Annotated in this window: 21 protein-coding genes and 1 pseudogene; 11 read left to right on the top strand and 11 right to left on the bottom strand. The window is 68.9% G+C overall.

Going from position 1 to position 25,329, the window contains the following annotated elements:
* The first annotated feature begins 137 nt into the window (after positions 1–137).
* Positions 138–854, top strand: coding sequence for a hypothetical protein (locus RV986_RS23440; protein ID WP_475919275.1), 717 nt, complete (start codon positions 138–140; stop codon positions 852–854).
* Between the two features lie 23 nt (positions 855–877).
* Positions 878–2,242 (top strand): helicase-associated domain-containing protein, encoded by a 1,365-nt coding sequence (locus RV986_RS23435; RefSeq protein WP_475919274.1) that lies wholly within the window; start codon positions 878–880, stop codon positions 2,240–2,242.
* Positions 2,243–2,345: 103 nt separating this feature from the next.
* Here RV986_RS23435 and RV986_RS23430 read toward each other — a convergent pair whose 3' ends face one another.
* Positions 2,346–2,768 carry a type II toxin-antitoxin system VapC family toxin gene (locus RV986_RS23430; RefSeq protein ID WP_127359343.1) on the bottom strand — a complete coding sequence of 141 codons (423 nt, stop codon included), beginning with the start codon at positions 2,766–2,768 and terminating at the stop codon, positions 2,346–2,348.
* Positions 2,765–2,995 carry a FitA-like ribbon-helix-helix domain-containing protein gene (locus RV986_RS23425; protein ID WP_475919273.1) on the bottom strand — a complete coding sequence of 77 codons (231 nt, stop codon included), beginning with the start codon at positions 2,993–2,995 and terminating at the stop codon, positions 2,765–2,767. Before RV986_RS23425 ends, RV986_RS23430 begins: the two co-directional genes overlap by 4 nt.
* A gap of 27 nt (positions 2,996–3,022) precedes the next feature.
* On the opposite strand from RV986_RS23425, the gene RV986_RS23420 reads away from it, so the two are divergent.
* Positions 3,023–3,550, top strand: a complete 528-nt coding sequence (locus RV986_RS23420; protein ID WP_475919272.1) for a hypothetical protein — start codon at positions 3,023–3,025, stop codon at positions 3,548–3,550.
* Between the two features lie 670 nt (positions 3,551–4,220).
* On the opposite strand, the pseudogene RV986_RS23415 reads toward RV986_RS23420, so the two are convergent.
* A pseudogene (locus tag RV986_RS23415) lies at positions 4,221–4,360 on the bottom strand (IS1380 family transposase); the annotation flags it as partial.
* A 480-nt stretch (positions 4,361–4,840) separates the two neighbouring features.
* On the opposite strand from RV986_RS23415, the gene RV986_RS23410 reads away from it, so the two are divergent.
* Positions 4,841–6,859 (top strand): hypothetical protein, encoded by a 2,019-nt coding sequence (locus RV986_RS23410; RefSeq protein ID WP_475919271.1) that lies wholly within the window; start codon positions 4,841–4,843, stop codon positions 6,857–6,859.
* Here the strand turns inward: RV986_RS23410 and RV986_RS23405 are convergent.
* The gene (locus tag RV986_RS23405) at positions 6,856–8,469 is read right to left on the bottom strand and encodes a translation initiation factor 2 (protein WP_475919270.1); all 1,614 of its coding nucleotides are present in this window, start codon (positions 8,467–8,469) and stop codon (positions 6,856–6,858) included. The two genes, RV986_RS23410 and RV986_RS23405, sit on opposite strands and share 4 nt — an antisense overlap.
* 273 nt (positions 8,470–8,742) lie before the next feature.
* On the opposite strand from RV986_RS23405, the gene RV986_RS23400 reads away from it, so the two are divergent.
* The 4 genes from RV986_RS23400 (at position 8,743) to RV986_RS23385 (ending at position 15,846) form a co-directional block, all read left to right on the top strand.
* Positions 8,743–9,198, top strand: a complete 456-nt coding sequence (locus RV986_RS23400) for a hypothetical protein (RefSeq protein WP_475919269.1) — start codon at positions 8,743–8,745, stop codon at positions 9,196–9,198.
* A gap of 889 nt (positions 9,199–10,087) precedes the next feature.
* Positions 10,088–13,363 (top strand): DEAD/DEAH box helicase, encoded by a 3,276-nt coding sequence (locus tag RV986_RS23395; RefSeq protein ID WP_475919268.1) that lies wholly within the window; start codon positions 10,088–10,090, stop codon positions 13,361–13,363.
* A gap of 300 nt (positions 13,364–13,663) precedes the next feature.
* Complete coding sequence (locus RV986_RS23390; protein WP_475919267.1) at positions 13,664–15,115, top strand: AIPR family protein; 1,452 nt, start codon at positions 13,664–13,666, stop codon at positions 15,113–15,115.
* On the top strand, positions 15,100–15,846 hold the full coding sequence (locus RV986_RS23385; RefSeq protein ID WP_475919266.1) for a hypothetical protein: 747 nt from the start codon (positions 15,100–15,102) through the stop codon (positions 15,844–15,846). Before RV986_RS23390 ends, RV986_RS23385 begins: the two co-directional genes overlap by 16 nt.
* Before the next feature lie 150 nt (positions 15,847–15,996).
* On the opposite strand, the gene RV986_RS23380 is transcribed toward RV986_RS23385, so the two are convergent.
* A complete protein-coding gene (locus RV986_RS23380) occupies positions 15,997–16,608 on the bottom strand; it encodes a DUF6879 family protein (RefSeq protein WP_475919265.1) in 612 nt (203 codons plus the stop codon).
* A complete protein-coding gene (locus tag RV986_RS23375; protein WP_475919264.1) occupies positions 16,601–16,870 on the bottom strand; it encodes a hypothetical protein in 270 nt (89 codons plus the stop codon). The genes RV986_RS23380 and RV986_RS23375 overlap by 8 nt, the downstream gene beginning before the upstream one ends.
* Positions 16,871–17,107: 237 nt before the next feature.
* On the opposite strand from RV986_RS23375, the gene RV986_RS23370 reads away from it, so the two are divergent.
* Positions 17,108–17,518 carry a hypothetical protein gene (locus RV986_RS23370; RefSeq protein WP_475919263.1) on the top strand — a complete coding sequence of 137 codons (411 nt, stop codon included), beginning with the start codon at positions 17,108–17,110 and terminating at the stop codon, positions 17,516–17,518.
* On the top strand, positions 17,515–19,665 hold the full coding sequence (locus RV986_RS23365; protein WP_475919262.1) for a tetratricopeptide repeat protein: 2,151 nt from the start codon (positions 17,515–17,517) through the stop codon (positions 19,663–19,665). Before RV986_RS23370 ends, RV986_RS23365 begins: the two co-directional genes overlap by 4 nt.
* Positions 19,666–19,760: 95 nt before the next feature.
* On the opposite strand, the gene RV986_RS23360 is transcribed toward RV986_RS23365, so the two are convergent.
* On the bottom strand, positions 19,761–19,964 hold the full coding sequence (locus tag RV986_RS23360) for a DUF397 domain-containing protein (RefSeq protein WP_475919261.1): 204 nt from the start codon (positions 19,962–19,964) through the stop codon (positions 19,761–19,763).
* A gap of 204 nt (positions 19,965–20,168) precedes the next feature.
* Here RV986_RS23360 and RV986_RS23355 point away from each other — a divergent pair, with 204 nt between their 5' ends.
* Positions 20,169–20,762 carry a Uma2 family endonuclease gene (locus tag RV986_RS23355; RefSeq protein ID WP_475919260.1) on the top strand — a complete coding sequence of 198 codons (594 nt, stop codon included), beginning with the start codon at positions 20,169–20,171 and terminating at the stop codon, positions 20,760–20,762.
* Between the two features lie 65 nt (positions 20,763–20,827).
* Here RV986_RS23355 and RV986_RS23350 read toward each other — a convergent pair whose 3' ends face one another.
* From RV986_RS23350 to RV986_RS23335, 4 genes are all read right to left on the bottom strand, one after another.
* On the bottom strand, positions 20,828–22,348 hold the full coding sequence (locus RV986_RS23350) for an HsdM family class I SAM-dependent methyltransferase (RefSeq protein WP_475919259.1): 1,521 nt from the start codon (positions 22,346–22,348) through the stop codon (positions 20,828–20,830).
* A gap of 165 nt (positions 22,349–22,513) precedes the next feature.
* Positions 22,514–23,044 (bottom strand): hypothetical protein, encoded by a 531-nt coding sequence (locus RV986_RS23345; RefSeq protein WP_475919258.1) that lies wholly within the window; start codon positions 23,042–23,044, stop codon positions 22,514–22,516.
* 200 nt (positions 23,045–23,244) lie between these two features.
* Positions 23,245–24,498 carry an IS4 family transposase gene (locus RV986_RS23340; protein WP_475918579.1) on the bottom strand — a complete coding sequence of 418 codons (1,254 nt, stop codon included), beginning with the start codon at positions 24,496–24,498 and terminating at the stop codon, positions 23,245–23,247.
* A gap of 63 nt (positions 24,499–24,561) precedes the next feature.
* Positions 24,562–25,269, bottom strand: a complete 708-nt coding sequence (locus tag RV986_RS23335) for a restriction endonuclease subunit S domain-containing protein (protein ID WP_475919257.1) — start codon at positions 25,267–25,269, stop codon at positions 24,562–24,564.
* Positions 25,270–25,329 lie beyond the last annotated feature (60 nt).

Here is a 25,329-nt window from a genome sequence, read left to right as displayed (position 1 = left end):
GACCGAGCCTGTTCTGTCTCTCCGCAGGACCAGTGAGGTGCGCCGATCCGCATCCACTTCGAAGGGCATGTGGGGCTTGCGACTGCTGCTTCCTGGGACTGGTCGGCCTGGGTGAGGTGACGGGGCACAATGGGGTGATGCAGGACGATGAACTTCTCGGCCGGGTGCGGGAGATGCGCGCGCGGGGCAGCGGTCCGAAGCAGATCGCCAAGGTGCTGGGGTTGCGCCCGGCGCAGGCCACCGCGCTGGTTCGGCGGGTCGCGGAGGCCCAGCAGGCAGGCGTCGGGCCTGCCGAGCGTGCGGTGGTGGGCTGCTTCGTCAACGCGGGGTGGAGCGTGGGGCTCGGCATGGACGCCGCTCCCGACTGGGCGGCGTCCGATCCCCTCCACGACCGGGAGGATCTTGGTACGGGCGGGTTCGCACAGGTACTGCTGGCTCGGCAGGAGCGCGCCAGCCGGGTGACGGTGTGCGGGTTCCTGGTGGATGTGTACTGCCTGGGCGTCAAGAACGTCACCGGCCCGGAGGTGATGGGGGCCGGATCGCTTCAGGCGTACGCCCGCTCCTACTACTCCGCCTTCGACCACCCGCCGCTGAGCATCGGCGTGGAGCAGGCCCAGGCGATCGTCCACGGCGCGGTCGCCTACGCGCGCGCCCTGGGCTTCGAGCCCGCCACCGGATTCGATGCGGCCGTCGGGCACCTGGGCCCCGCGCCGGCCGGCCTGCCCGAGATCCGCTACGGCCGGGACGGCAAACCGTTCTACATCTCCGGCCCCCACGACGACCCCCGCGCCATCGTGCGGCAGCTTGAGCGGACCTGTGGCGCGGACAACTACCACTACATTGCCCACCTGTAGCACAGGTAGGAGAGGCATCAGCTGTGACATCCGAGCAGACGCCGCGCGGCACAGTGCGGTGCACCGAGCAGGAGGCGCAGGCCAACCTGCTCGCCGTACTGCAGCTGTGCGCGGCCGGGAAGCTGCGGTGCAGCCAGACGACACACCGCCCGAGTGCGGCCGCGGTGGCGGCTGTCGCCGAGATCCTGCAGGACGGCGACTTCTACCCCGCCGATCCCATCGCCGCCTTCGCCTGGCCACTGCTGCTCCAGGCCGGAGGCCTCGCCGAACTCGCCTCAGGGAAGCTGGCGTTGACCACCCGCGGGCGGGCCGCCCTGACCAAGCCGCCCCATGACACCCTCAGGCTCCTGTGGCAGAGGTGGCTGAACCGCGCCGTGCTGGACGAGTTCTCCCGTATCGAGGAGATCAAGGGCCAACGCGCGGCGGCGGTGCTGTCCGCCGCGGGGCCCCGCCGCAAGACGGTCGGCCAGGCCCTCGCCGCCTGCGCACCGGGGCAGTGGACCCAGGTGGACGACCTGTTCGCGGCCATGCGGGGGAGCGGGCTCGACTTCACCATCGCGCGCAGCGACCGCGCCCTGTGGAAGCTGTACCTGCAAGACCCGCAGTACGGCAGCCTCGGCTACGACGGATTCCACGACTGGCCCCTGCTCCAGGGCCGCTACACACTCGCCGTCCTGTTCGAGTACGCCGCCACCCTCGGCCTCATCGACATCGAGTACGTTCCGCCCGTCGGCGCCCGCGGGGACTACCGCGACAACTGGGGCGGCGACGACCTCGACCAACTCTCCCGCTATGACGGTCTGCTCGCGCTGCGCCTGAACCCACTCGGCGCGTACGCCACCGGCCGCGCCCCCGCCTACATCCCCGCGCCGGCCTCCGTCGACACAGACCGCCGCGGCATCAAGGTCCTGCCGAATTTCGACATCGTCGCCCTTGACGGACTGCGTCCTGCCGACGCCCTGCTCCTTGACGCCTTCGCCGACAAGACCTCCGACCGGGTGTGGACCATGAGCGCCGCCTCCCTCCTGAGCGCCCTGGACACCCAGCGCACCCTGAAGGAGCTCCGCTGTTACCTTGCCCAGGCGTCCTCGCAGCCGCTGCCGCAAACCGTCGCCACCCTGCTGGACGACACCGAACGCCGCCTCGGCAGCGTCCGCGACACCGGCCCGGTCCACCTCATCGAGTGCGCCGACGAAGCCCTGGCTACGCTCCTTGCGGGTGACCGCCGCCTGCGCGCCCTCTGTACTCGCCTCGGTGAGCGACAGTTGGCCGTACCCGCTGAAAAGCTCCCCGCGTTCCGCAAAGCCCTGCTCGCCCTGGGCTACCCACTGGCCTCACCCGGATGGATCCGCTCCGGCTCAGGGCAAGGGGGGAGCGCCAGAACCTGATCGGGCGCGGCGGACGCCAAGGCCAGACCCGGTGCGACGACAGCTATGGAACCCCACGGACCGTTCATGGGTGGTGGAACCCTGCGCGTTGGTGCTGCTGGGGTCAGGTGCTGGATGCCTCGAAGGTCTCGATGGTGCAGCGTGCTGCTCCGCTGCGCTCGATCCTGGCGTCGCTGGTGATCAGCGGAACACCGAAGCTCTCGGCGAGGGCCACGTAGTGCGCGTCGTAGACGGAGAGGTTGTTCGACAGTTCGCGTACGCGTTGCCACAGGACCAGCGTGGGGTGCAGGTCGAGGGCGAGGGCCTGGTAGTCGGTGATCGCCTTCAGGGCCTCCTTTTCCGTGATCTTCGGCTTGCCCCCTCGCCGGCCGCGGGCCAGCCCGAAGGCGGCCGAGGTGATCTCGTAGTCCAGCAGGCCGGGCGCCGCGAGAGTGTCGGCGCGGCCTACTCGCTCACGGATCGCGGTTCCGGTCTTGCCGTGGTCGAGGAGGAAGTGCACGAGGCTGGAGCAGTCAATGACGATCAACGTCGGTCCCGCCCGTCCTCGACGGCGTCGAGGATGTCGGTCGTACTGAGCTCGGTGCGGGTTTCACGCTCCAGGCGTGCGGCCATCTCCGCGAGGGTGGGCTTGGCGGCTTCCCTGGAGAGAAGGTCCAGGGTGTACGCCTGGAGCGACTTGCCGGCCTGGGCGGCGCGGACCTTCAGGGCGTTGACGGTGTCGTCCGGGACATCCCGGATCGTGATCGCGACCATGCCTTCACTTTAGCGGCAATGCAGGCGATGTGCAGTCGTCAGGGGCTGGCCGTACTGCACACCGGTGCTGATCCAACCGTGGGCTACGAAGACTGGTCCGAGGCGGCCGTCGCGCGCCTCGCGCAGTACGACAGCCTGTCCCCGGCCGATGTGGCCGGCGTGCTGGTCGGCACCCTCGGCGAGCGCCCGCTGTTCTGTGACCTGCTCACCCATGTCACGCTCAGCCTCGAACACGAGTCGGGCTACGAAAGCGTCCGCGCCTTCAAGGCCGCGGCCAGCCGCGCCCTCAACATCGTCAGCGACACGATCACTGTCCGCACTGCCCTGGACCGCACCACCGTCGAGGAACTGGTCATCGCCGCCCTCGCTCTGGCCGCCCCCCTGTGGCAGGCCGGCCATCCCGCCGAAAACGTCCAACGCCTGTACCGGGAAGAGCCGGAGCTGGCCCACGTCGCCATCGACTTCGAGCACACCCTCACCCGCCTGATCGCCGCACTCGCCGACGGCCTCATCGGCGATCAGCGAGCCCGCAAGGTCGCCGAACAGCAGGCATGAACGAACGATCCCGCCGAGCCGAGCGCGCGCTCGCGGCATCGCCTGGCGGGCGGGCTCAGCACCACGGCCGCACGGCTGCTCGCGAACGCGGAGCGGGCCGCGCAGGTCGCCGTGGTGGGCGCGAACGTGGGCGCTCCGCTCTTGCGGTCCGACGATGAACCTACGGCAGCGGTGCGCGCTGGTGGAGTCCCGCCGCCCGCCGCCCGCATCTCCTCGGATGCCGGCAAGGCGATATCGATTGGCCGGGCGCCGCCGACGCGAGCACTGCCGGGCGGGAGTCCGCAGGACCGAGTCCGGGGTCTCGGCGTCAGGCCCCCAGGGACCTGTCATCCGTGCGCCGATGGCCTCCGTTCGCGTGCCGGCCGGCCCTTCCGGGCCGGCGGCAGCAAGGAGCCCTGGAGGGTGCCTGGGGTGGGGATCCGGTGTGATGAGTGCTGCTGGCTTCGGCATTTCATGACGGCTCGTCAGCCCAACTGGCGGGCCGTCTCGGCTTGTTCGGTGTGTGATGGGTGTGACTGCGGCCCGGCTGTCGCGTCGGGTGGGCTTCGGGTTCCACGGCTCCGGCGGGGTGCTCCAGGCTCGTTGGGGCAGGTGGATTTGCTGGTCAGTCAGGGGTCGGGAGGGTGCGGAGCCGTTCGATCGCGTCCGTGACGAGGTCGGTCCAGGGTCAGAGGCGGGCGAATCTCAGGTGTCGGCGGCGGGCGGTGGTGACGAGTTGGGCGGCGGCTGAGAAAGTCGCAGGTGGCGAGGCTCCCATCTGCGGGTTTGGCCGGTCAGGGCGAGCGTGGGCATCCAGGCGGGCGGGTCGAGGTTGTGGACGGTCGCATAGTTCGGCTCTGCCGACGCCTGCTGATCGTTTCTGGCTGAAGGTGCGCGACTTGAACCGCTTCGTGCAGGACGGTTGTGGCGGCGTCCGCGAGCCCCATCGCGCGGTTCTTGGCTGCGTTACGCTGTTTCCGCGCGGCTGACCTGCGAGAACGGTCATCGGCTCCGCCCCGGGTGAAGGGGGCAGGATGCCTTTCTCACCCCAATGCGGGTGTGTAGCTGCCCGCTTCGAAACCCCTCGGCCCGTCGGCGGACTGGCCACTCAGTGGGGTCCCGTCCTGTCTGACCTGGTCGCGACCAAGACATCGACTGCACCATCATCGTCAGCCCCGGACTGCCGCCCGCGCGGAGGATTCGGGGCTCTTGGGTCTTCGGTGATACCGGGCACGGGGAAGTGAAAGTCTCTAGAGTGCATGATCGTCGGGCAGTGCGTGCAGGGCACTGCGGATGGTCGAGGGGGCTGTTGTGAGGGTCGAACTTCCGCCGGAGCCGGTGTACTTCGTCAACCGGGACGATGAGCGGGCACGTGCTTTGCGTGCCGTGACGGAATGGCGGAGCCGTTCACGTCCGCTGGTCCTGGCGCTGAGCGGGCCGGGCGGCTTGGGAAAGACGGAGCTGGCCGGCCTGATCGCCCGCACTCTGCTCGACCGCTATCCCTTTACCGATGGTGTGCTGTCCGTCGACCTCGACGGCTTCCGGGCGGACGGCTTGCTGGACCCCGGTGATGTGCTCTCCCAGTTGCTGAACTCCCTCGACGTGGCGCCGGACCAGGTGCAGGCTCAGTACGCGGCTCGGTGCAGGCAGTACTGGAACAGGACCTCCGCCGCAAAAATGGTCCTCCTGCTGGACAACGCGCGCTATGCCTCGGAGGTCGTCCCGCTGCTTCCGGCGTCGGGCGACAGCGTGGTGATCGTCACGAGTCACGGTCCGCTCCACGACCTCGAAGCCGGCGCTGCTGTGGATTTGGCGCTGCCGCCGCTGGAGGAGCGGGCGGCGACGGAGCTGCTGGAGCTGATCGCTGGTGACCATCGGCTGGCCACGGACCCGGAGGCGGCGCGGGCGATGGTCCGGTTGTGCGACGGTCTCCCCGCGGCGCTGCACGTGGCGGGCCGGTGGGTGCGCGCACACCGGCTGCGCCCGCTCTCCCGTCTCCTCGCGGATCTCCAGGCCGAGTTGGACCAGAGGGGAGTGTCCGGCGTGGAGCACATCTGGGACACGGCCTATGCCGATCTGTCCCGCCCGGCGGCCCAGCTCTACCGGTTGCTTCCGCACCATCCCGGTGACACGTTCACCCTCCACTCCGCCACCGCGTTGTCGGGGCTGGGGCTGGAGGCATGCCAGGACGCCCTGGAGGAGCTGGACCGGGCCGGATTACTGGACCTGCGCATGCTGTCGCGGACGGAGGCGGGCCAGATGAGGCTGCCGGGGCCGCAGCGCGGGCACGCCCTGCGCCGGTCCCGCCGGGAGGCGGCGGAGGGGGAGGTGGCCGGGGCACACGTGAGGCTGCTGCGCTGGTTCGTACGGCAGGTTCAGCTGGCCGACCGGTTCGCCGCCGGTCGTCGGCTGACTGTCGTGGATCTTTTCGACCCTGTTCCCGGTGTGCCGGACGTTCCACTGGAAGATTCGGAAGCGACTGAGGACAAGCAAGTCCGGGCTGAACGCGCCGAACGCGCGGTCCGCTGGCTGGACGAGGAACGCCATGTGCTGTTCGCGTGCGCGCGCCTGGCCCACGGCCGTGGGATGGACACCGAGGTCGTGGCCCTGTCCGAACCCGTGTGGACGCATGCCCTGGACCGTCCCCACCAGTCCGAGGTCATCGAGGTCTTCCGGCTCGCCGTCGACTCGGCGGTCCGGCACGGGGGGAACGCGGGATGGCTGGTTCGCACGCGCTGCCAGCTGGCCAGGCCGCTGTGGGAGTCGGAGGAGTTGAGCCAGGCCCAGGACCAGATCGACAGCGCGATGTCCGCCGTTGAACTGCTGGGGGACTCCGAACGAGATCGCAAGCTCGCTGCGTCGGCGGTCGAGTACCGCGGCATGCTCAAGGGCGCACGGGGCGAGTGGAGCGCCGCTTTGGGCGATTTCGCCGATTCCCGCGACATGCACCGGGCGATCCCCAACCCCTACGGCGTCCTGCTTCAGACCTATCGGATGGGCGAGGCGAGCGCGAAGGTCGGTGACTTTGAGGCAGCGCATCGTCTGCTGTCCGAGGCGCACACCGGGTTCGTAGTGAAAGAGCGCGAGAGGCTGATCGGACGCTCGGCGTTCGCCCTCGCCGGTGTCCTGCACCAGCTCGGTCGTGCGGTCGAGGCCCGGGAGCTGTACGAGCAGTCGCTCGGGCGGGCAGGTAGGCGGCGCTCGGGCTTCGACCTGGCACGCGTCCATGACGCGCTCGCCGAACTGGACGCAGCCGAAGGGCACCTGGCGGAGGCCGAGGAGCACCGTACGGCGGCCCGGAACTTCCGGCAGCGCAACGGCCTGGTCTAGATCACCTGGGTTGCTTCGGTCTCCGTGGCCGGGCGGAGGGTGATGCGGAAAGTCCAATCTCCGATGAGGCAGTTCATCACAGTGCGACCCTCCGGGGCGGGCCGAGCGGAGACCAGCCGGGCGTGCACGGCTGACAGTGCGACGGCCGGGTCGAGCCGTACGATCCGGCCTCCTTCGGACCGCGGTTCGACCTGGACGGCGTACGTCTGTTCATGACCGCGGATTCTGAGCAGGCACCCGCCGGACGTCAGCAGCGCCGCGGCGGAACGGCAGCCCGGGTAGGCGGACAGGGCGTGCCGAGTCCACCCGTCGGCGGTCCAGGCCAGGTCCACGGGGGCAACGCTCGCCGGGAGCGGACGGCGGTACAACAGGCCGGCAGAGCGGGCGAGTTGTTCGTCGGCGGCGCCGTGCTCCACGGCCAGGTGGTGGCCGGGCAGCCCGGTGCCGGCCGGGTGCCGGGTGATCCGGACGCCGGCGGCGGTGTTCTTCACATGGACGTCGAACGCCGTGGGGACACGGGTGGCGGGGGCGGGCGCGGGCAGCGGTCGGGGCGTGACGTCGTGGGCGGGTGGCGCGAGGCCGAGCAGGGCGTAGACCTCGGTGCGCAGTCGGTCCACGGCATCACCGGGGGGCGCGAACGCGGCCTGAGCGGCGGCGTGCCCGGGACCTGGCCGGTACGCACGCAGTACGTCGACGATGTCCTCGGCGCGCCCCAACTGCGGTATCCGGTCAAGGAGTACGCCCATCGGGCTGCCGGGTATCAGTTCGCCGCCGCCTTGGTGGACGCTCACGACGGGACGGTCCTGGGCGGCGCAGTAGTACAGGGCAGCCGATCCGTGATCGGTGACCAGGGCGTCGGCGGCGATCAGGACGGAAGCCCATTCCTCGTGCGGATCCGGCAGGATCATCCCCGCGTCGAGGGCCGGCGCCAGGCGTTCGGTCAGCTCGTACGTCCCGAGCAGGCTGCGCTCATTGGGATGGATCATCAGCGCCAACTGGTATTCGTCGTAGGGCAACTGGGCCGCGAGCCGGGCGGGTAGTCCGGGGCGTTGCCGGAGGAGGGACTCCGGCCCCCAGGTGGAGGCCAGGACCAGCAGCTTGCGCGCCCCGGTCCCCAACGCCGCCCGGTAGCGGTCGCGCAAGGACGTCGAGGCGAGGACATGCTCCAGAGTGAGATCGCCGATCACCTTCGCGTGCCGGGCGGCCCGCGGGTTCGTGGCGGCCAGTCTGGCGACCTGATCGGGATGGGCCAAGGCATGCAGCGCTATCGGAGCGTCGTGGTCCGTTCGTCGCAGATATGCCGAGTCGAGTCCAGACGCCGAGTCGGCTGAACCCTCGCCAGGGATGGACTTGTTGAAGCCCGCGCCGTGCGGCAGGAGGACGTGCGGGCCGCGCAGCAGCCTCAGGTCGCCCTTCGGGCTCGCGGCGACGACCAGGTCGTACGTGCTGGTGAGTGCCTCGCTCCACGGCACCGTGCGGCCGCCGAGGGTATCGATCGCGGAGAAAGCGTCGACTCCGAAGTCGGACCCGGGGACGAGGGTGAACATGCGGGTGATCCGGTCGTCACCGGAGAAGACGGGAAGAACGTCGAGCAGGCGATACAGGGCCACCGCCGACCGAGCCGCGAACAGAACCGCTCGCCCGTCGCCCGTCGCCCGTCGCCCGTCGCCCGTCGCCCGTCGCCCGTCGCCCGTAAGTGTCCAGTCTACTGGGAACCGGCGGGCGGAAACCACTGTCTCCGCAGGTAGGGGCAGGTGGATTGGCGTCGTCGGGCGACATGATCCGATCCTATCGCGAGCTGTTCGAAGGCCGACGAGCGTGATCCACGCCGCACATTCGGCAAGGGGGTGTGGCATGCCGTAGCTGATCGCGAGGATGGCGGCATGAGTGACTGGGGAATCGCACTGATCGCCGCGGGATCGGCGATCGCGGGCAGCGTCGTCACCGGCTGGTACGCCCGCAGTGCCGGTATCCGGCAGGCCGCTGCGGCACGCCACGCGGGCGACCGCCAGGCGGACGCGCTGCTCGAATCTGTTCGCATGACGCTTCGCGCTGAGTCCGACCACCGCGAGTTCGCCCTCCGCCGCCAGACCTACGCGGAGTTCCTCGGAGCAGCGGAGGCCAGGATCCTCACCGAACGGAACGGGCGGGGGCAGGCCGACGACGACGTCCTGCTGCAACGCACCTTGGCCGGAGTACTTCTGGAAGGCCCGCCGGATGCCGCCGCCGCAGCGCACAACCTCGTCGACTGTCTGCGACGCCATGAGAGGCCTGACGAACTCAAGCGCGCGAAGCTGGCCTTCGTCTCGGTGGCGCAGGAGTGCTGCCGATCCCGGTGACCTCTCCCTGGCGGAAAATGTGGGGGAAGGACGGATGGATATGGATGCGGCAGGGGCAGCCCGTGGAGAGCGGCGGCATGGACAGCTTCGGGGGCTATCCGGCGGGCCAGGCTGCTCTGATGTCGCCCGTCGAGCTCGCTGGCTTCCTCGGGCCTGACCTCGCCGAAATACAGGGAGAGTTGGAGGCGTCACCGGTTGGAGGTGCTGATGGGGGCGGACGGGGTGGGCACGTTGCGGCTCGCGAGGCCCGACGCATGTCGGCGTCCCAGCCTCCGCAAGATCGGTGCCGAGGCCCTCGTGGAGGTTCACGCCGATCCGAGCCGCGAACCCTACTGCCAGCCATGAGGCACTGGTGCGACTGGCGTGTTTGTCGGAGTCCAATGGATCGTGCGCTGTGCCTGCCGACTACCGTGAATACAGTCCGGGGTGGCCAAGGGGTGGCCGGATGCCTTTGGACGGTGCAGCGCGAGGCACCGGTGCTGAGCCTGGCGCATGTGGCCTGATCAGGCACAACAGCATCCCGCAGCATCAGCCGTCACCAGGCGGCGTGATCACTCGCGGTCTCGTGATGCGTAGGTCTCGTGATGCGCAGGTCTCGTGATGCGTAGGTCTCGGGTTCGCATCCCGAAGGCGGCTCCATGGGAAACCGCAGATCAGGCTTCTGGCGCTGACCTGCTATTTCGTGGTTTGGTTGATGCCTGTTCTAGTGGTGGCTGCCGACGGTGTGCGCGAGGGGTGCGCATTGGTGCACGGGTAGTACACCTGTCGTGCGACACGCGGTTGGATAACGGGCGGTCGGGCCAGGTGTGCCCGTAGTGGTGGAACTCGTAGTGGTGGAAGACGTATGAACCGCCTGCGGGCGGAGATCACGACATGCCACAGTCGCGGCATGCGCAGCACGGACGGAGCGACGGACGAGAGCGTCCCGGCACAGCCTGGGACGGGCGCGGAGGGATCCGTGGCCGAGGTCGTACGGCAGCGGTGGGGGGTCGCCCTGGGCGGGGACGTCCCGGCACGGTTCTCCGAGCCCGGCTGGTCCTACGAGGCGCGGGTGGAGCGCTGTTGTCCCGCCTGTGAGGGGGAGTTGCACGCACTGCGCAAGCCGTACGAGTCCCGAGGGCGGGTCCACCGGTACACCGCGCTCGTCTGCCCCGCCTGCCCCGCCGCACTCACCCTCGCGGATCTCGGAGTGAGGACGTACGACCAACTGGCCGCCGGGACGCCTCGCCGGGCCGTGCCGGTGGTTGCCGGGCCGCGCGTGCCGCTGGGGCCCTGTCCGAGTGGTCCGGGGGTCACCGTCACCGCGATCCGTGTGTCCGGGCAGGCGTATCCGGCGGCGCGCGGAGGGCGCCGTCCGGCCTGGCCGGAGGATCTCCCGGTGCCCGAACAGGCTGAGAAGCGGGCCCTGTTGTGGTGCAAGGCGGTCGATTCGGCGTGGCGCCCCGCCGATGCGGCTCTCGCGGCGGCCGACGACGTGCGGGTGATCCTTCCCGAGGGCCCGGAGTACGGCGAGCTGCGGGCGTGGCTGGCGGAGCGCGGTGTTCCGTACCGGGTCAGCCGGTACTGGGGGGAGGCCGAACAGGTCGGCACCGTGAACGACTTGGGCGGCCGCACGGAGCTGGTCGTGGCCGCTGCCGGCGGCTCCGCCCCCAAGTTCTCGGCTCCGCTCGAACAGGGGGGACCCCCATCTGTCGCGGGGCATTGGGCTGCGGCGGGCCGGGATGCCTTCGCCGCCCAGTGGGACGCGTTGGAGGAACTGCCGGAGGGGGACCACGACACGTACATGCCGGTCGGGGAACTGGTGCCCGCCGAGTGGGCGGCCCTGCTGCCGCACCGGACGTTCAACCCGGCGCAGGCCGCCGCGGTTCCCCTCGTGCGGGAGGGCGCCGGGCATCTGGTCGTGGTGGCGCCCACCGGCGCGGGAAAGACCCCGATCGGCATGGTCGCGGCGCTGGACGCGCACGCCCGGGGTCGCAAGGCGGCCTGGTTGGTGCCGCAGCGCTCGCTCACCGACGAACTCGACCGCGAGCTGGAGCTGTGGCGGCGCCAGGGGCTGCGCGTGGTGCGCCTGACCGGCGAGGCCGTGGTGGACACCGAGCTGATCCGGGCGGCCGACGTGTGGGTGGCGACCACGGAGAAGTTCGAGGCGATCTGCCGTGCGGGATCGCTGCGCGACGCGCTCGCCGAGGTGGGGTGTCTGGTCGTCGACGAGATCCATCTGCTCGGCGACCCGGCTCGTGGGGCCGTCCTGGAAGCGCTGCTGGCACGGGTGCGAGAGGACAGCGCGGGAACGCGCATCGTCGGTCTCTCCGCGACGGTCGCCAACGCGGACGAGGTCGCCGACTGGCTGGGCGCCCGCCTGGTCCGCACCGCCTGGCGGCCCACCCGGCTCACCTGGCAGCTGCCTGTCCTGCCCCCGGCCGACGAGGCGGACTGGGCGGCGCGGGCCGCCGTCCGCACCGAGGCCTCCGTACGGATCGCCCGTGACGTCATCGCGGACGGCGGCAGCGTGCTGGTCTTCTGCGGCAGCAAGCGCCGGGTGCGGTCGACGGCGCTCGCGCTGGCCGCCGACCGCGGTGTACCGACCGCCGGCGTCGACGCGGACGACGCGGAACTCGTCGAGCGCCTGTGCACGAAGGCGGGTGTGCGGCTGCACTACCGGGACTGGCCCTACAAGCGCGAGGCCGAACACGCCTTCCGTGCCCGTGAGGCGGACGTCCTGGTCGCCACCTCGACCGTCGCCGCGGGCGTCAACCTTCCGGCCCGGGCCGTGATCGTCAGTGACACCACCATCGGCCTGGACCGTATCGAGGTGTCGATGGTCCAGCAGATGTTCGGGCGGGCCGGCCGCATCGGTGCCGGGGAGCGCGAGGGCTGGGCCTTCCTGCTCACCGACGCGGGCGAGCGCGCACACTGGCAGGCCCGGCTCGCCGCCGGATACACCGTGCGGTCGCGGCTGGGCGACCACCTGCCCGACCACCTCCTCGCGGAGGTGGTCCAGGAACGGCTGACCGCCCCGGACGAGGCCGAACGGTGGTGGGCGGGAACGTTCGCCGCACACCAGGGCGAGGACAATGTCGAGCCCCTGCACGAGGCGGCGCGGTTCCTTGCCACGGCGGGCTGCCTGCGTGCCACCACGGACGAGGGCCGTACGGACGAAGGCCGTCTGGAACCGACCGCGCTGGGCCGGCTGACCAGCCGCTTCATGGTCGACGCCGCCCTCGCCGACGAACTGGCCACAGCGGTGCGCGAGGCCGCCGTACCCGAAAACGCCTTCGCTGCCGAGCAGTTGCTCGCGGCCTTGCTCAGTACACGTCTTCCGGCGCTCGAACAGGCCCCGTTCACGGACCGGGCACGTGCGGCGCTGCGTCGCGTATTGCGCGAGGCGGGCCACGGGCCCGAGGAGACCGGTGCGTACGAGGACGTCAGTGGGCCCGAGGAGTCCGGTGCGCCGGAGGGCGACGAGCCGAAACCCGAGGCCGGTGACCTCGCTCGCGCGGTCCTGCTGCTGGTCGGGGGCCGCCCGGGTCTTTTCCGTGGCCGACCCGGCTATGTCCTCGGTATCCCCGTCGACTCCATGACCGGCATCCTGGAGGAGGCCCGGCGCTATCTGGCCTGGCTCGGCGCGCAGGGACCCATCGGCACGGTCCACCCCTGGGCGGCCGTGGTCGCCGGCGACCTCGCGCTTCGCATCCGCTGGCGCACACTCGGGCCCCGCCGGGGCGCCGGACGACTGCTGTGGATGTGCGAGCGGATGGCCACCGCGCCGCACGCACCCCGCCTCGTCCCGCGTATGTGGCAGGCGGCCCGTGCCCGCGGCATCGACGCCCCCGACTGGACCGGCACCACCCCACCGGGCGACTGCGCCCTGACTCCGGACCGCTACCACGCCCTGCTCGCGGAGCGCGCCACCGGCGTCCGCCTGGACTTTCAGGAGGACGAAGGCAAGGTCCAGGTGACGGCCCCAACGGGCTCAGTGATCCGGCTGTGGAACGGCGCGAGCACCACCCTGCACATCGGCGACGGCGAGGAGACCACCCTGCTCCTGCCGCCCGACGGCCCGTCCGACAACTCGGCAGGCCACAGCGGCGCGGCCGTCTTCACCAGGGGCGGCGACCGGTTGGCGACGGGGTGGCTCGGGGCGTATACGGCGATCCGTTCCTGACCTGGGCGCCGGGCTGGCCCGTACGAAGGCCACCACCCGCTCACCCTGACCTGCTGCTACCGGCAGCAGGCGCTTGTGTCGTGCTGAGCGCCCCTGGCAGCGGCAGGGTCGTCCGGCGGCTCACGCGACGCCCCGAGCGGCGTGGGCCGCGGACGCGAGCTGAACCCCAGCCGGAACGCCGGCCAAAACCATGCCCGGAACAACTGGATCGGCTGCATATGCTGACGCAGGGCCGGGGCACGCTGTACGTCGCTTCGATAGTCTGAACAGTTCTGTGATGAGCGGGCGTTGGGGGTCGGCATGAGCAAGGGTGCGCAGGGCATGCCTCTTGAGGTGCAGCACATCAGGAGGGCGCTGCTGCGGGAGTTCCAGCACCGGATCTCCATGGACGACTTCGAGAAGAAAGACCCCAGGGAGCGCGAGACGGCCCTGCTGTCAAGGGCCGTGTCCGCGAAGGCCGCCCGTATCCTCGCGGACTGCACCTCGGACGAGGCGGCGGCGTGGGTGATCGACGGCCGGGACGACTTCGGCATCGACTGCGTCGCGTTCTCCGCCTCGGGATCAGAACTCTGGCTCATCCAGGCCAAGTGGAAGGACAAGGGGACGGCCGGCTTCGACACGGAGGCGGCGCTCAAGCTGGTACACGGGCTGAAGAAGCTGGACAACCGCGATCTCGACCACTTCAACGAGCGGTTGCAACTGCTTGCGGATCGTGTGCACGGCGTCCTCCGGCTCCCCACGTGCAAGGTGAACCTGGTCGTCGCGCTCATGGGTGACGGTCGTCTCTCTCCCGAGACCCGCAACATCCTGGACGAGGCGGCCAACGAGTTCGGCGGACGCGGACGGGCCGTGGAGTACCGGGTCCTGGACCAGGGGGACTTCCACCGGGCGATCCGGGAGGACCTGGAGCCGCAGCCGATCACTCTCAAGGCGACCGTGGACCGGGAGTGGTACAGCCGCGAGACTCCGTACAAGGCGGTGATTGGTGAGGTCAGTGCCGATCAGCTGGCCCGTTGGTACGGCGGCCAGGGCGATGACGAGGGCCACGACAAGGGGCACGGCGAGCGCCTCTACGACCGCAACGTCCGGAAGTCGCTGGGGCTCACCGGGGTCAACCAGACCATGGTGGAGTCGATGCTGGAGGACCCGGAGGGCTTCCTCTACCGCCACAACGGCATCACGGTGCAGTGCGACAGGGTCGAGCAGGAGTACCACGCCAAGAGAGCGGTCGGCCAGCCCACCACCCTCACTCTGCACAACGCCAGCGTGGTCAACGGCGCCCAGACGGTATCCTCCGCCTTCCGGGCGTACGAGAGGGACCCCGAGGCCGTCGCGGAGGCGTATGTCCTGGTACGGATCATCTCCCTGGAGGGGGCACCGGAGGGCTTCGGGCGTTCCATCACCAAGGCCACCAACACGCAGAACCACATGGAGCGCCGGGACTTCATCGCCATCGACACCGTCCAGAGCGAGATCCAGAAGGACTTCCGCCTCTCCCTCGACAAGGAGTACGTCTTCCGGCGGGGCGAGCTGGACCCGGCACCCGAGTCAGGCTGCTCGGTCACGGAGGCGGCCACGGCCCTGGCCTGCATGCACCGGGACTCGTCGCTCGCCGTGCGGGTCAAGGGCTCCACGAACGCGCTGTGGGAGGAGGGCCCGGGGGTGCCTACACCAGGCTGTTCGGTCAGCAGCCGGCCGCCCAGCAGGTTTGGCGCGCGGTACAGGTCTTCCGCCTGGTGCGGGACCAACTGACGGAACTGCGGGCAAAGTTCACCGGCCGCCCGGCCGCCGTCGTGGACAGCGGGGCCCTGTTGGTGGTTCATCTGGTGTTCCAGCGCATCGGCAGGGACAAGTTCGACGAGTCGGACGACGAGTGGGCGGCGGTGCTCGCCGAGGTGCCGGGGCAGGTCAGTGCCGTACTCGTGTGCCTCATCATCATGGTCGACACCCTTTTCACCAGTAAGAGTTACGTCACCAGCACCTTCGCCAACGAGGAGCGCTGCGCACGACTGGTCGCCGCGGTCCTCGGGGTTCTCGAACGCGGCACCGGTCCGGACTCCCCCATGAACCTCAAGGCCCTCATGGAGGACACGGGGCCCAAGCGGCAACGGCGCCCCCAGACGGTTAGCCTGCTCGTCGACCACGACGCCATCAACGACGGCACGCCTCTCGTCTACGCCCCTAGCACCGTGGAGGAACTGGCCATCGGCGCATGGCTCGACGAGGACCCCCGCCGTCGCAGGGCGAGTTGGGTGAACGACCGGAAGACCCCCATCCTCTGGGAGGCCGACGGCAAGCGGTACTCCCCGACAGGACTGGTATCCCAGATGTGGAACGCGGCCGACTGGAAGGAGCAGTGGAGCGCGGTGCAGGGGCCCAAGCAGTGGAGGGTTCCGGGCGAGGGGACGTTGGTGGAGATCGCTGAGCGGCTCTGGCGGGAGATCGCGGAAGAGGATGAGCCGGGGGAGGAGAGGTTGGTGTAGTGCCCGGGACGGCTTGCCCGCCATCGAGCCGAGGCCAGGGTACCCCCGTCGGCCGCCTGCCACCCCCGACGGTCTGGTGGGCTGCACTCTGTGCCGACGTCCGAGAACGACGAAGCGGCGCCACCGAACATGGTGAGTCCGGCGCTCAGCTCAATAGGCGACTGCGGGTGGGGCAAGAGGAGCGATTTCCCTGTCGAAGAAGCTGTGGAAGTCTTCCCCGTGCCCGTACAGCGCATTGAATCCGGCCAACGTTTCCCGGATCAGTGCTCGGTCGGCGAAGCGGTTGGCTCCCGCCGCGTTTCCGTCATCGTCATAGCACACTTCGTACATGACGACGTCTCCGAGGATCACCACCTCCGGAACAGGGCGGTCCTTCTCGATGTCCGAGATCTTGCGGGCATCGAGCACCCTGATGTTGTCGCCCAGCTCCACGCGCAGGCGTAGAACGAACATCTCCCATTGGACGTATGGAGTGACAGGGAATTCCACCACGCGAAGGCGGCGTTCCAGGATGTTCAGCCGTGCCGCCTCGCGAAACTGCCGTGTGTAGACATCGCGCTTCTCCTCGACGAGGGACAGTGCTCTTTCCCATTTTCCGGCGGCGAAGGCCTCCCAGCTGGCAAACCCTCGTTCCTTGAATTTCTGCCCCCGTTCGAGCTTGTTCAGGCAGCGAACGCCACTGCCGTGGATTCGACGGAAATCCGCGTGATATGTGGGGCGATCCATGCGTTCGGAAGCGCCGCTTGGGAAGGAATCAAACACTGGGGATATCCGGTTTCGCCGCAACCAACATGTTCCTTGGGATGACAACGAGTCGCTCGTCGGACCCTACTGAGACGCCCGTCGGCAGTTTCCCGCCGAGTGACTCCGTGAGGTCTCGGCCGATGACGGCGATGTCTCCGTTCTCGAGCTCCCAGATGTCGGGGCAGTCGGGGTTGTCGGTTGTGTTACCCAGTTCCTGTGGTGACCTGCCCAGGCGCCGCTTGAATGTTGTGGTCGGATCAGCTTCCCAAGGCCTGCTCATGGCCATCGTCCCCTCGATTGGGCCAAATTCTCATTAACTTAGCACTCGATGAATCGGCTTGAACACGCCAAAACCGGACTTGCCGATGATGGTGCGGATGACCCCATGCTGTTCCATCCGGCCCGAGAGTGCGACGATAAGCCACGAAACGGCAAGCTATCAAAACATGGCAGATGCTGAAAATTCGACCCATTTGGCATATAATTATATTCGGAAGTTTTGCTCAAGGGGGGAATTGTGGACCCGGAGACGGCCTTACTCGCACAGAGCGCGGGAGTCACGCTGGTCACCTTGATGACAACTGACGCCTGGCGTCGCACCCGGGAAGGGATCACGCAACTGTGGTGTCGAACGCAGCCGCACCGTGCCGAGGCTGTCGTCGCGGAGTTGGAAGCCACCCGCGAAGACGCCCTGGCGGCCGACGAGGCCGGCGACCAGGAGACACTCGGCGAGCTGCACCTGGAGTGGCAGGGACGGCTCCGGCGGCTGCTCGCCGCCCGGCCCGGCGCTGCTGTGGAACTGCGCGCACTCCTCGACGAACTTGAGCCGAGGGGCTCGACCGGCCCTGCGGTCACCCAGCACGCCAGCGCGTCCGGCCGGGCCCGGATCTATCAGGCGGGACGAGACCAGCACAACGCGCAGCGATGACAGGTGCGATGGACGGCCACGCCGAGGATCGTGGCCGTGTCTACCAAGCGTCGGGCGACCAGCACATCAGCGAACACCACCACTACGGCGATGAGGCGGCCACGCCCGGCGGCCCCGACTCGGTTCGCCGTCCGGCGGTGGGCCGGCCCCCGGTCGTTCTGCGTGATCGCGTCGAAGTGCTGGAACGTCTACGAGCAGGCGTGCGTGCGGGGCGTGGTGGTGAGGCCTACGTGCTGTACGGCATGGGTGGCTGCGGCAAGACCGCGGTCGCCTACACGTTCTTCCAGTTGATCGTCAACGAGTGCGGCAGGGTGGGCCTGTGGGTCAGTGCCTCCGACCGCGCGAGCCTGCGCGCCGGCATGCTCGCGGTCGCCGCCGACCGAGGTGCTGGCGACGGCGAACTGCTGGCTGCCCGCAACGGACTCCGCGCCGCCGCCGATCTCGTCTGGCACTATCTCGACCGCTCCGCCGAACCCTGGCTGCTGGTGCTCGACAACGCCGACGAGCCCGAGATCCTCCGTGACGGCAGCTGGCTGCGCACCAGTCCCCGCGGCATGGTCGTGGTGACCACTCGCCGGTCGGCCGCCCGCTGGTGGCCGGGGGCAGAGCTGCAGCACATCGGCGTACTGCCGCGTGAGGATGCCGCGCGGGTGCTGCGCGACCTCGCCCCGCACAGCGGTACGCAGGAGGAGGCGGCAGAGATCGCGGAACGGCTCGGCAGGTTGCCGCTGGCTCTCACGCTGGCAGGCGGCTTCCTTTCCCAACAAGTGCTCGACCCATGGACAATGGAGACCTTCGGGCGCCATCTCGACGAAGGGGAACGAGTCGGGCTCATCGACCAAGGAGCCGATGCCTTGTCTCATGAGGACCCACGGCACATGGTGGGATTGACGTGGCAACTGACACTCGACGCGTTCGGGGCACGAGGGCTGCCCGAAGCGACCGCGCTGCTGAGGCTGCTGGCTCGCTTCGCTCCCGAACCGTTGCCGCTGTCGCTGCTCAACCGACCCGAGATCGACGCTGTTCTTCCTCGCGCGAGCTGCGAAACCGCGCTGAGAGCGCTGCTCGACCAGTCGTTGACCGAACTGGTCGACGTCGGTGTGCGGTGCGCGCAGAGCCACGGGGTGCTGCTCGACAGTGTCGCGGCGGCGACTCCGGCGGAGACGGTTCCGGTTCTCGACACGACGGCCGTCCGACTGTTTGACGCGGCCGTTCCCGGTGTCCCCGACGCGGGTCCGCACGATCCGCTGCTCCGGCTGCTCGTTCCCCATGCGCTCGCCTTGCTGCGACGCATCGACGACCCGCCGACGTCGGCGGACGCTCTGGCCGTGGCGACCCGGTTGACCGTCGCTCTGCACCGCACCGGAGACTACGTCTCCGCCTGGGAGGCCGCCCGAGCCGCAGCGGACTTCGGCGAGCGGCAACTCGGCGCGGAGCACCGGTCCGTACTGGCCGCCCGTTCCAGGGCAGGCCGCGCGCTGTTCCGTCTGGGTAGGTACGCTGAGGCCGAGTCGCTGCTCGAGCGCGTCCGCGCCGCTCAGGACGGTCTGTTCGGGGCAAACGATCCTGACACCCTGGACAGCGGCCATGGCCTTCAGCTCGTGCTGGGAAAACTCGGCAGACGGGACGAGGCCCTCTCGCTCCTCCGGTCCACGGTCGCCGGCCGACGCATGGCGCTGGGCCCCACGCACCCTTTGACCTTACGGTCGCGCTCAAGCCTGCTGGTCCTGCTGTCCGCCTCCGAGGTCGTCACTGAAGAGGACGGCGCACTTCTTCACCTGCCCTCGGAATGCGACCGGCTTCTCGGCCCGGACCACACGGTGACCTTGGGAGCCCACCACAACCGCGCCTGGGCGCTCTACTTGTTGGGTCGCTTCGACGAGGCCGACCAGGAGATACGGCTGGTCGCCGAGGCCTACCGGCGACGCTTCGGCCCCGACTATCCGATCGCGCTCTCGGCCCAGCAGCTTCTCTCCCGCACCCAGGCCGCGCTCGGTCATGGGGACGCGGCGACAGAGCTGATGACGGATGTCGTGGCCAGACGGGAACGCAGCCTGGGTTCCGACCACCCGTTCACGGTTACCGGCCGGAAGCTGTTGAGCGCTTTCGCTTCGGGGCAGTGGGGCCCACCCGCGGCGGAGGCGTGATGGGCGCGCATCCGCGCGGGGTGGGCGCGGCATGGGTGGGGGTGGGCACACCGAGGGTGGACCCAACCTTCATTGCATGAGGCTCCTGGCTCTGCTCAGCGCAGGTGATCGACGAAGGCGGCCCATGCGGTGGGCGAGAAGGCGAGTATGAGGCCGGTGGGGCGCTTGCTGTCGCGGACAGGGATGAGGGTGGGGAGGTTGTCGGCAATCTCGACGCACTCGTTGTTGCCGCCGCTGTAGGTGCTGCTGCGCCACTTCGCGCCCGACAGGTCCGGCGTGCTGAGGTGTGCGCGATTCATGCTCTGTGCTCCTTGGCCCTGCGTCGGATGATGGCGCGGGATTCCATCGGAGAGAGCGCGGTGGCGGCCCGGTATTTCTGTGAGCCGTCCGTCGATGTCTGGAAACGCTGTCCTCAGTCCCTGCCGTACAGTGAAAACCATGTCGCGTGAGTGTTGAGATGCTCCCTGCGGGAGCTCCAGCCAGGCAAGGAGAGAGGTGGCACCGTGAGCACCCCGGCTCATCACCCCATTCCCGTCCGTCGTGGGCACCTGCGCGAAGCCGCGGAGAGCATTGAGCAAGCCACAGGCATGAGTGTTGAGATCATCGGAGGAACACTCGTGATGTCCCCCAGCCCGAGCGGCAGGCACGCCGGAATCATCATCGACCTGCGCGATGCCATTCGCCCTGGGCTTTCGTCTCCGTACGAGGCGTTCGAGAACGTGTCCGTCCCGATGCCTGATGACCCGGACGACTACGCGACCCCGGATCTGACCATCGGCCCACGCACGTTCAAGGATGACGACGGCTGGCTCCTGGACGCTGACGCGGTCGAACTGGCCGTGGAGGTCATCTCTCCGACCGAGCGGCTCAAAGGCATCAACGAAAAGACCGCGTGGTATGCCGCCGCGGGCGTCGCTCGTCTTCTGCAGATCGACCCGCGGACGGGCACCTGGTCGCTCTTCGGCCGGCCTGGGGAAGGCGAGTACAGGAGCGTCGTCCACGGCAAGTACGGAGAAGAGGTGCCGTTGCCCGCTGCACTCGGTGGCGATCTGTCCACGGCTGGCCTCGGCCTCTACGGGACGCGACCGGGCCGCTGACCGCAGCGTGCCCTCCGTATGGGAAGGTGCGGAGGGCACGCCGGAATGATCAAGCATTTGCCGGGTCACTGCCCCGGCAGTGCCTCCGCGACCTGGCGGAAGTGGGCAGCCGCCTCGTCGAGTCGGTCCGCGACCTCGGAGGCGATTTCCTTGGGGGAGCCGAAGTCGCCCAATTCCGGGGCCAGGTGGGCCTTGAGGTCGAGACTCGTTTTGGGGCGGGCGAGTAGTTCCGCCACCGGGTAACGACGGAAAAGTTCCGACTCGGTCCGTTCGGCGGAGCCGCCCTCGGGGAGGCAAGAGGCGACGAAGTCGTCGAAGTCGGCCTCGTTGACCGGGTTGCCGGTGTCGGTGTGGTGCTTGCCCGTTCGGGCGTCGTACACCCACAGGTCCTGGGTGGCGGGCTCACCGCTCGGCTTGGGGGCGGACTTCGTGAAGAAGAGGATGTTCGACTTCACGCCCTTGCGGTGGAACAGCCCGGTCGGCAGCCGCAGAAGCGTGTGCACATCGCAGGTCTTCAGGAGGTTCTGACGTATGGTGGCTGCCGCGCCGCCGCCGAAGAGGACTCCGTCCGGGACGAACACGGCTGCCCGCGCGCCCTGGGGCAGCGTGATCGCCAGGTGCTGGAGGAAGTTCGTAGGGAAGTCCCCGTAGGCCCAGAAGTCGTCGCGCATGGTGGCGTCGGGCTGGACGCCGTTGCTCTTGAACGGCGGGTTACAGATCGCCACGGTGGGCACGACACCGGACACGGCGCGGACCACCGGGCTCTTGCGCTTGAGCGTGTCCGCGAGCTGGACGGGAGCGGGGTCGGCGAACGGACGGCCGGTGTGCAGCAGGATGTTCAGCATGGCCAGCCGGCACATCTGCGCGTCGAGGTCGGCGCCCGCGAGGGCGGACGGGGCCAGTTGACGGTTCGCGGAGAGCATCGCGTTGTAGGCGGCGATGAGCGTCGTGCCCGTACCGCACGCCGGATCGATCACGATGTCTTCGGGGCCGACGTCGAGCACCTTGGTGATGGCGTTCAGGATGGGCACGGGCGTGAGGGTCTGACCGGTCTCGATCTTGAGGTCGATGTCGTCGCGGCGGTCGCGCAGCATCCGTGAGAAGGCGCGGCCCAACTCGGCCTGGCGAACCGCCAGCCACTGGTAGGGGTCGATCTGCTCGACGATCAGCTTGTTGAGCTCGGCCATGCGGTCGAGGTCCCAGGGCTGGGCGTCACGGAAGACGACGCTCGCGGTCTGGCGGTCGGGACGTCCGGCGAGGTCCTGGTCGCCGAGATCGTCCATGAGCCTGGTCAGTCCGGTGTGCAGGGCTTCACCGCTGAGCAGAGCCAGGTTCGGCCAGGCGTCGACCGGCGCGACGGGTCGGTGCGCGAACCGTGTCGAGCGCTGGGCGCGCTCGTGGTCCAGCTTGAGGAACAGCAGGTAGCCGACGTGCTCCACGAACTGGAGGCGGGTGATGGCGCGGGTGCTCGTTTCCTCGCCCCAGAACTTCCAGAAGCGGTCCGCTATCGCGTCGCCGTTCCAGAACTTCTCCGGTCGTACGCTTGCCGCCGCCGTGCCATTGCCTCGGCCGAGCCCATTGGCCATGCTGTCTGTCACCCAGTCCCTGTTCAGTCCCTGGCAGGCCGCCTGTGTCCGTACCGTCTGTAGGGACACAGGCGGCCTGCCGTCCCCTTCCCGGAGCGGGCTCCGGCGGGCCCTCGGGACCTCCGTAGTCCGTGTGGGGCTGGAGGGGAGGGAGGGGAGGCCGGGCTACCGCTCGTGGGGTGTGTCGTCGTCCGTGTGGTCGTCTTCGGAAGTGCTGGTGGTGCCAGTTGAACCGTCGGCGGCTTCTGTTTCCGTGATCGGTTCGGAGTCGGCCGCCTTGCTGCTCGCGGCTTTCTTCAACGCCTGTGCGACGGCGGTGAATTCGGCTAGTGCCGTTTCCAGGTCCTCCACGATCTCCTGCGCGATCACGTCCGGAGGTGCGAGCGAGGCGGAGGACGCAGAGGCAGACTGAAGCACCGTCAAGTCGAGGTTGACCTTGTCGCGTGCGATCAGTTCATCGTACTCGTATGCACGGAAGCGCTCACTTGGCTTTCGGGCGGAGCGCGGCTTGCGGGGTGCCTTCTTGGCAGTCGCGCGTCCGGCGCGGATCCGGTCGAGCAGGGCCGAGGCGGGCTCGTCGGAGGGGTTCTGGGGGACGAGGGTGCCGGTGAAGGCGGCGTGGAGTAGGGCGGCGCGGAGTTCGGCACTCTCGGCCTGTGCCTCGCTGACAGATGCAGCAAGCGGGTCTATGGCCAATGCCGCTAAGTTAGGTGGCTCGGATGAGTTGCGGTGTGGGTGGTCCGGTGTGTTTGAGGGCTACGTCGGTGGGGCGTTTCACGCGGTAGGAGTTGTGGCGGGCGCGTTTGATGACGCGGGGGTAGGTGCGGTGGCGACGCCGGGGGTTGGGCCGCTCGGTGATCTCGGCGAGGGTGTGGGCGGTTGCCGTGGGCAGGTGTTCAGGGGGGAAAGGCCGCCTGGTCGGTGACCTGGCGGCGGACGACGCGGACGGAGCGGGCGAATGACAGCCGGTCGGGGTCGTGGCCTGCTTCGTCCGCGGCCTGGCACATCAGGTCCCTGACCGCGTAGTGCGCCAGGAGCAGTCCGTAGATCTCCTGCTCGACCATGTCGGGAGACTTGCTGCGCAGGATCTGGCCGCCACCACGCAGATGCGTCTTGATCTCGTCCAGCGCCGACTCGTGCTCCCACCGCTGGGCATACGCGGTGGCCAGCTCGGTGGCGCTGATCCGGGCGGGGTCCAGGACGGTGGTGATCAGGCAGACCAGTTCCCCGTCGGGATTTCGGTCGGGCACGGTGAACTCCACGGCCCGCACCAGCTGCGCCTGTTCCCCGGGCACCTCCTGCCCGGCCCGGGCGGCGGTCAGGAGTGCCTGGCGGCGCGCGGTCTTGACCGACGGGTCGAAGAGCAGGCCCAGGTAGGAGCCGTCGGGCAGGGCACGAACGACGGGCAGACTCACACCGGCGCCGATCCTCCACACCAGGGCAGCGCCGGTGGCGGCGGCGTCGTGCCACAGCTGCCAGCTGTAGAAACCGGCGTCGGCCAGCAGCAGCATGTCCGGCTCCAAAGCGTCCAGCACACCGGCCGCCAGCGTACGCTCCCCGGTCCGGCAGCCGCCGATTTCCGCCGCGACCACAGCGTGGGTACCGCACTCGGACAGGGTGACCAGGTGCACCTTGGGAAAGGCCGACGCCTTGGGCCCGGAGTTCATCCGTCCGAACGCGGCCACGTTGGCCTCGGTGTCGGCCGCGTCCAGGCCGGTTCCGTCGATCGACATCAGCCGCAGGCCGGCCAGCCACGCGCCCTTGGTGCCGTGTCCGGCCGCCGGGACCGCCGCGCGTCGGAACAACTCCCGCAGCGGTTCGGCCCCCAGCCGGGCCCTGGCCTGCGCGATCGCCGAAGTGCTGGGCACCTGCCAGTCGTCACTCCACGAGCCCAGATGCCGCAGGGAACCGACCAGTTGGCGCATGACCTCCTCCGACCCGCTCCCGAAGAACAAGCCCTGCGCGATCACGTAACGGATCATCACATGAGCGGGAAGCCGCCGCACCCGCCTCTCCCGCCGACCCGTGACGTCCAGGACCTCCTCCAGCAGATCCCGGGGAAACGTACGGGCGAGCACACCCAACTCGATGTGGTCCGTCAGCCGCCCGCCCGACGGCTCGTCCCCACTGACCTGCCCAACTCGCGCCACGAACCGCACCCTAGCGAGACGGCTGCCCCCCTGCCCCATCGTCAGGCGGACGACACGAGCCGCCTAACTTAGCGGCATTGGGTCTATGGCTGCCTCCTGCTGCTTCACCCACTCAATTGCCTCGCGCTGTTGGGGAAGCGAGGGCACCGGGAAATCCGCGTTCTCAATCATTGCCTGATCGATCTTCGGCATGGAGCCGGAAAGACCGCGCGCGTTCTGGCGGAAGTAGAATAGAATCCGGTTTGTCCGCAGGGCCAATGCTGCATACTCAGGCAATACACGGGACTGATCAACGCGAACGCGGATGAGGAGATCGGGGTAGATTGCCCAGTTCCTCTCGCCATGGTAAATCGCAGACGTGCCGACCAGCTCGGCAGAGTTGGAGCGTTGGATGAAAATATCCTGGTCTTCGAGCCAGAGATTCTTGATCCGCTTCGGATCTGCGCTGGTGACCTTGGTGAATTGCGGGCTGAAGTCGTTCCGCGTGACCGCAGTTAGAGTGAGTGTTCGAATGCCGTTCTGGTCTGTCGTTGCCTTTGCTGACACGCCATTGCGCAAGGGTTCTCTCAAGAGTCCCTGCAATTTTTCCCAAGGGGACTCGGAGTGTTGCGAGATGGCCGCGTCGGCGATGCTGGAGCGGAGGTCTGATACCCGTCTGGTTGCTTCAGTCAGCGCTTCTTCGCCTGCCTCGATGTGGCTGATCTGCTGCTCAATCTCGGCGGCGATACGGCGCTGTTCCATACGCGGTGGCACGAGAACCTCGGTGTCCATCAGCCAAGGCACCTCAAGTGACGCCACCGTGGTACCGCGCTTACGGCAGTTTCCCAGGAT

Source organism: Streptomyces sp. RLA012 (assembly GCF_056270325.1).
The sequence above is the reverse complement of the archived record's forward strand: the minus strand, read 5'-3'. Positions and strand labels throughout refer to the sequence as shown.

Coding starts and splice junctions, on each gene's coding strand:
- RV986_RS23440 (WP_475919275.1), top strand. CDS start 138: ATGCAGGACGATGAACTTCTCGGCCGGGTGCGGGAGATGCGCGCGCGG.
- RV986_RS23425 (WP_475919273.1), bottom strand. CDS start 2,995: ATGGTCGCGATCACGATCCGGGATGTCCCGGACGACACCGTCAACGCC.
- RV986_RS23420 (WP_475919272.1), top strand. CDS start 3,023: ATGTGCAGTCGTCAGGGGCTGGCCGTACTGCACACCGGTGCTGATCCA.
- RV986_RS23400 (WP_475919269.1), top strand. CDS start 8,743: ATGAGTGACTGGGGAATCGCACTGATCGCCGCGGGATCGGCGATCGCG.
- RV986_RS23395 (WP_475919268.1), top strand. CDS start 10,088: ATGCGCAGCACGGACGGAGCGACGGACGAGAGCGTCCCGGCACAGCCT.
- RV986_RS23390 (WP_475919267.1), top strand. CDS start 13,664: ATGAGCAAGGGTGCGCAGGGCATGCCTCTTGAGGTGCAGCACATCAGG.
- RV986_RS23375 (WP_475919264.1), bottom strand. CDS start 16,870: ATGAGCAGGCCTTGGGAAGCTGATCCGACCACAACATTCAAGCGGCGC.
- RV986_RS23365 (WP_475919262.1), top strand. CDS start 17,515: ATGACAGGTGCGATGGACGGCCACGCCGAGGATCGTGGCCGTGTCTAC.
- RV986_RS23360 (WP_475919261.1), bottom strand. CDS start 19,964: ATGAATCGCGCACACCTCAGCACGCCGGACCTGTCGGGCGCGAAGTGG.
- RV986_RS23350 (WP_475919259.1), bottom strand. CDS start 22,348: ATGGCCAATGGGCTCGGCCGAGGCAATGGCACGGCGGCGGCAAGCGTA.
- RV986_RS23335 (WP_475919257.1), bottom strand. CDS start 25,269: ATGGACACCGAGGTTCTCGTGCCACCGCGTATGGAACAGCGCCGTATC.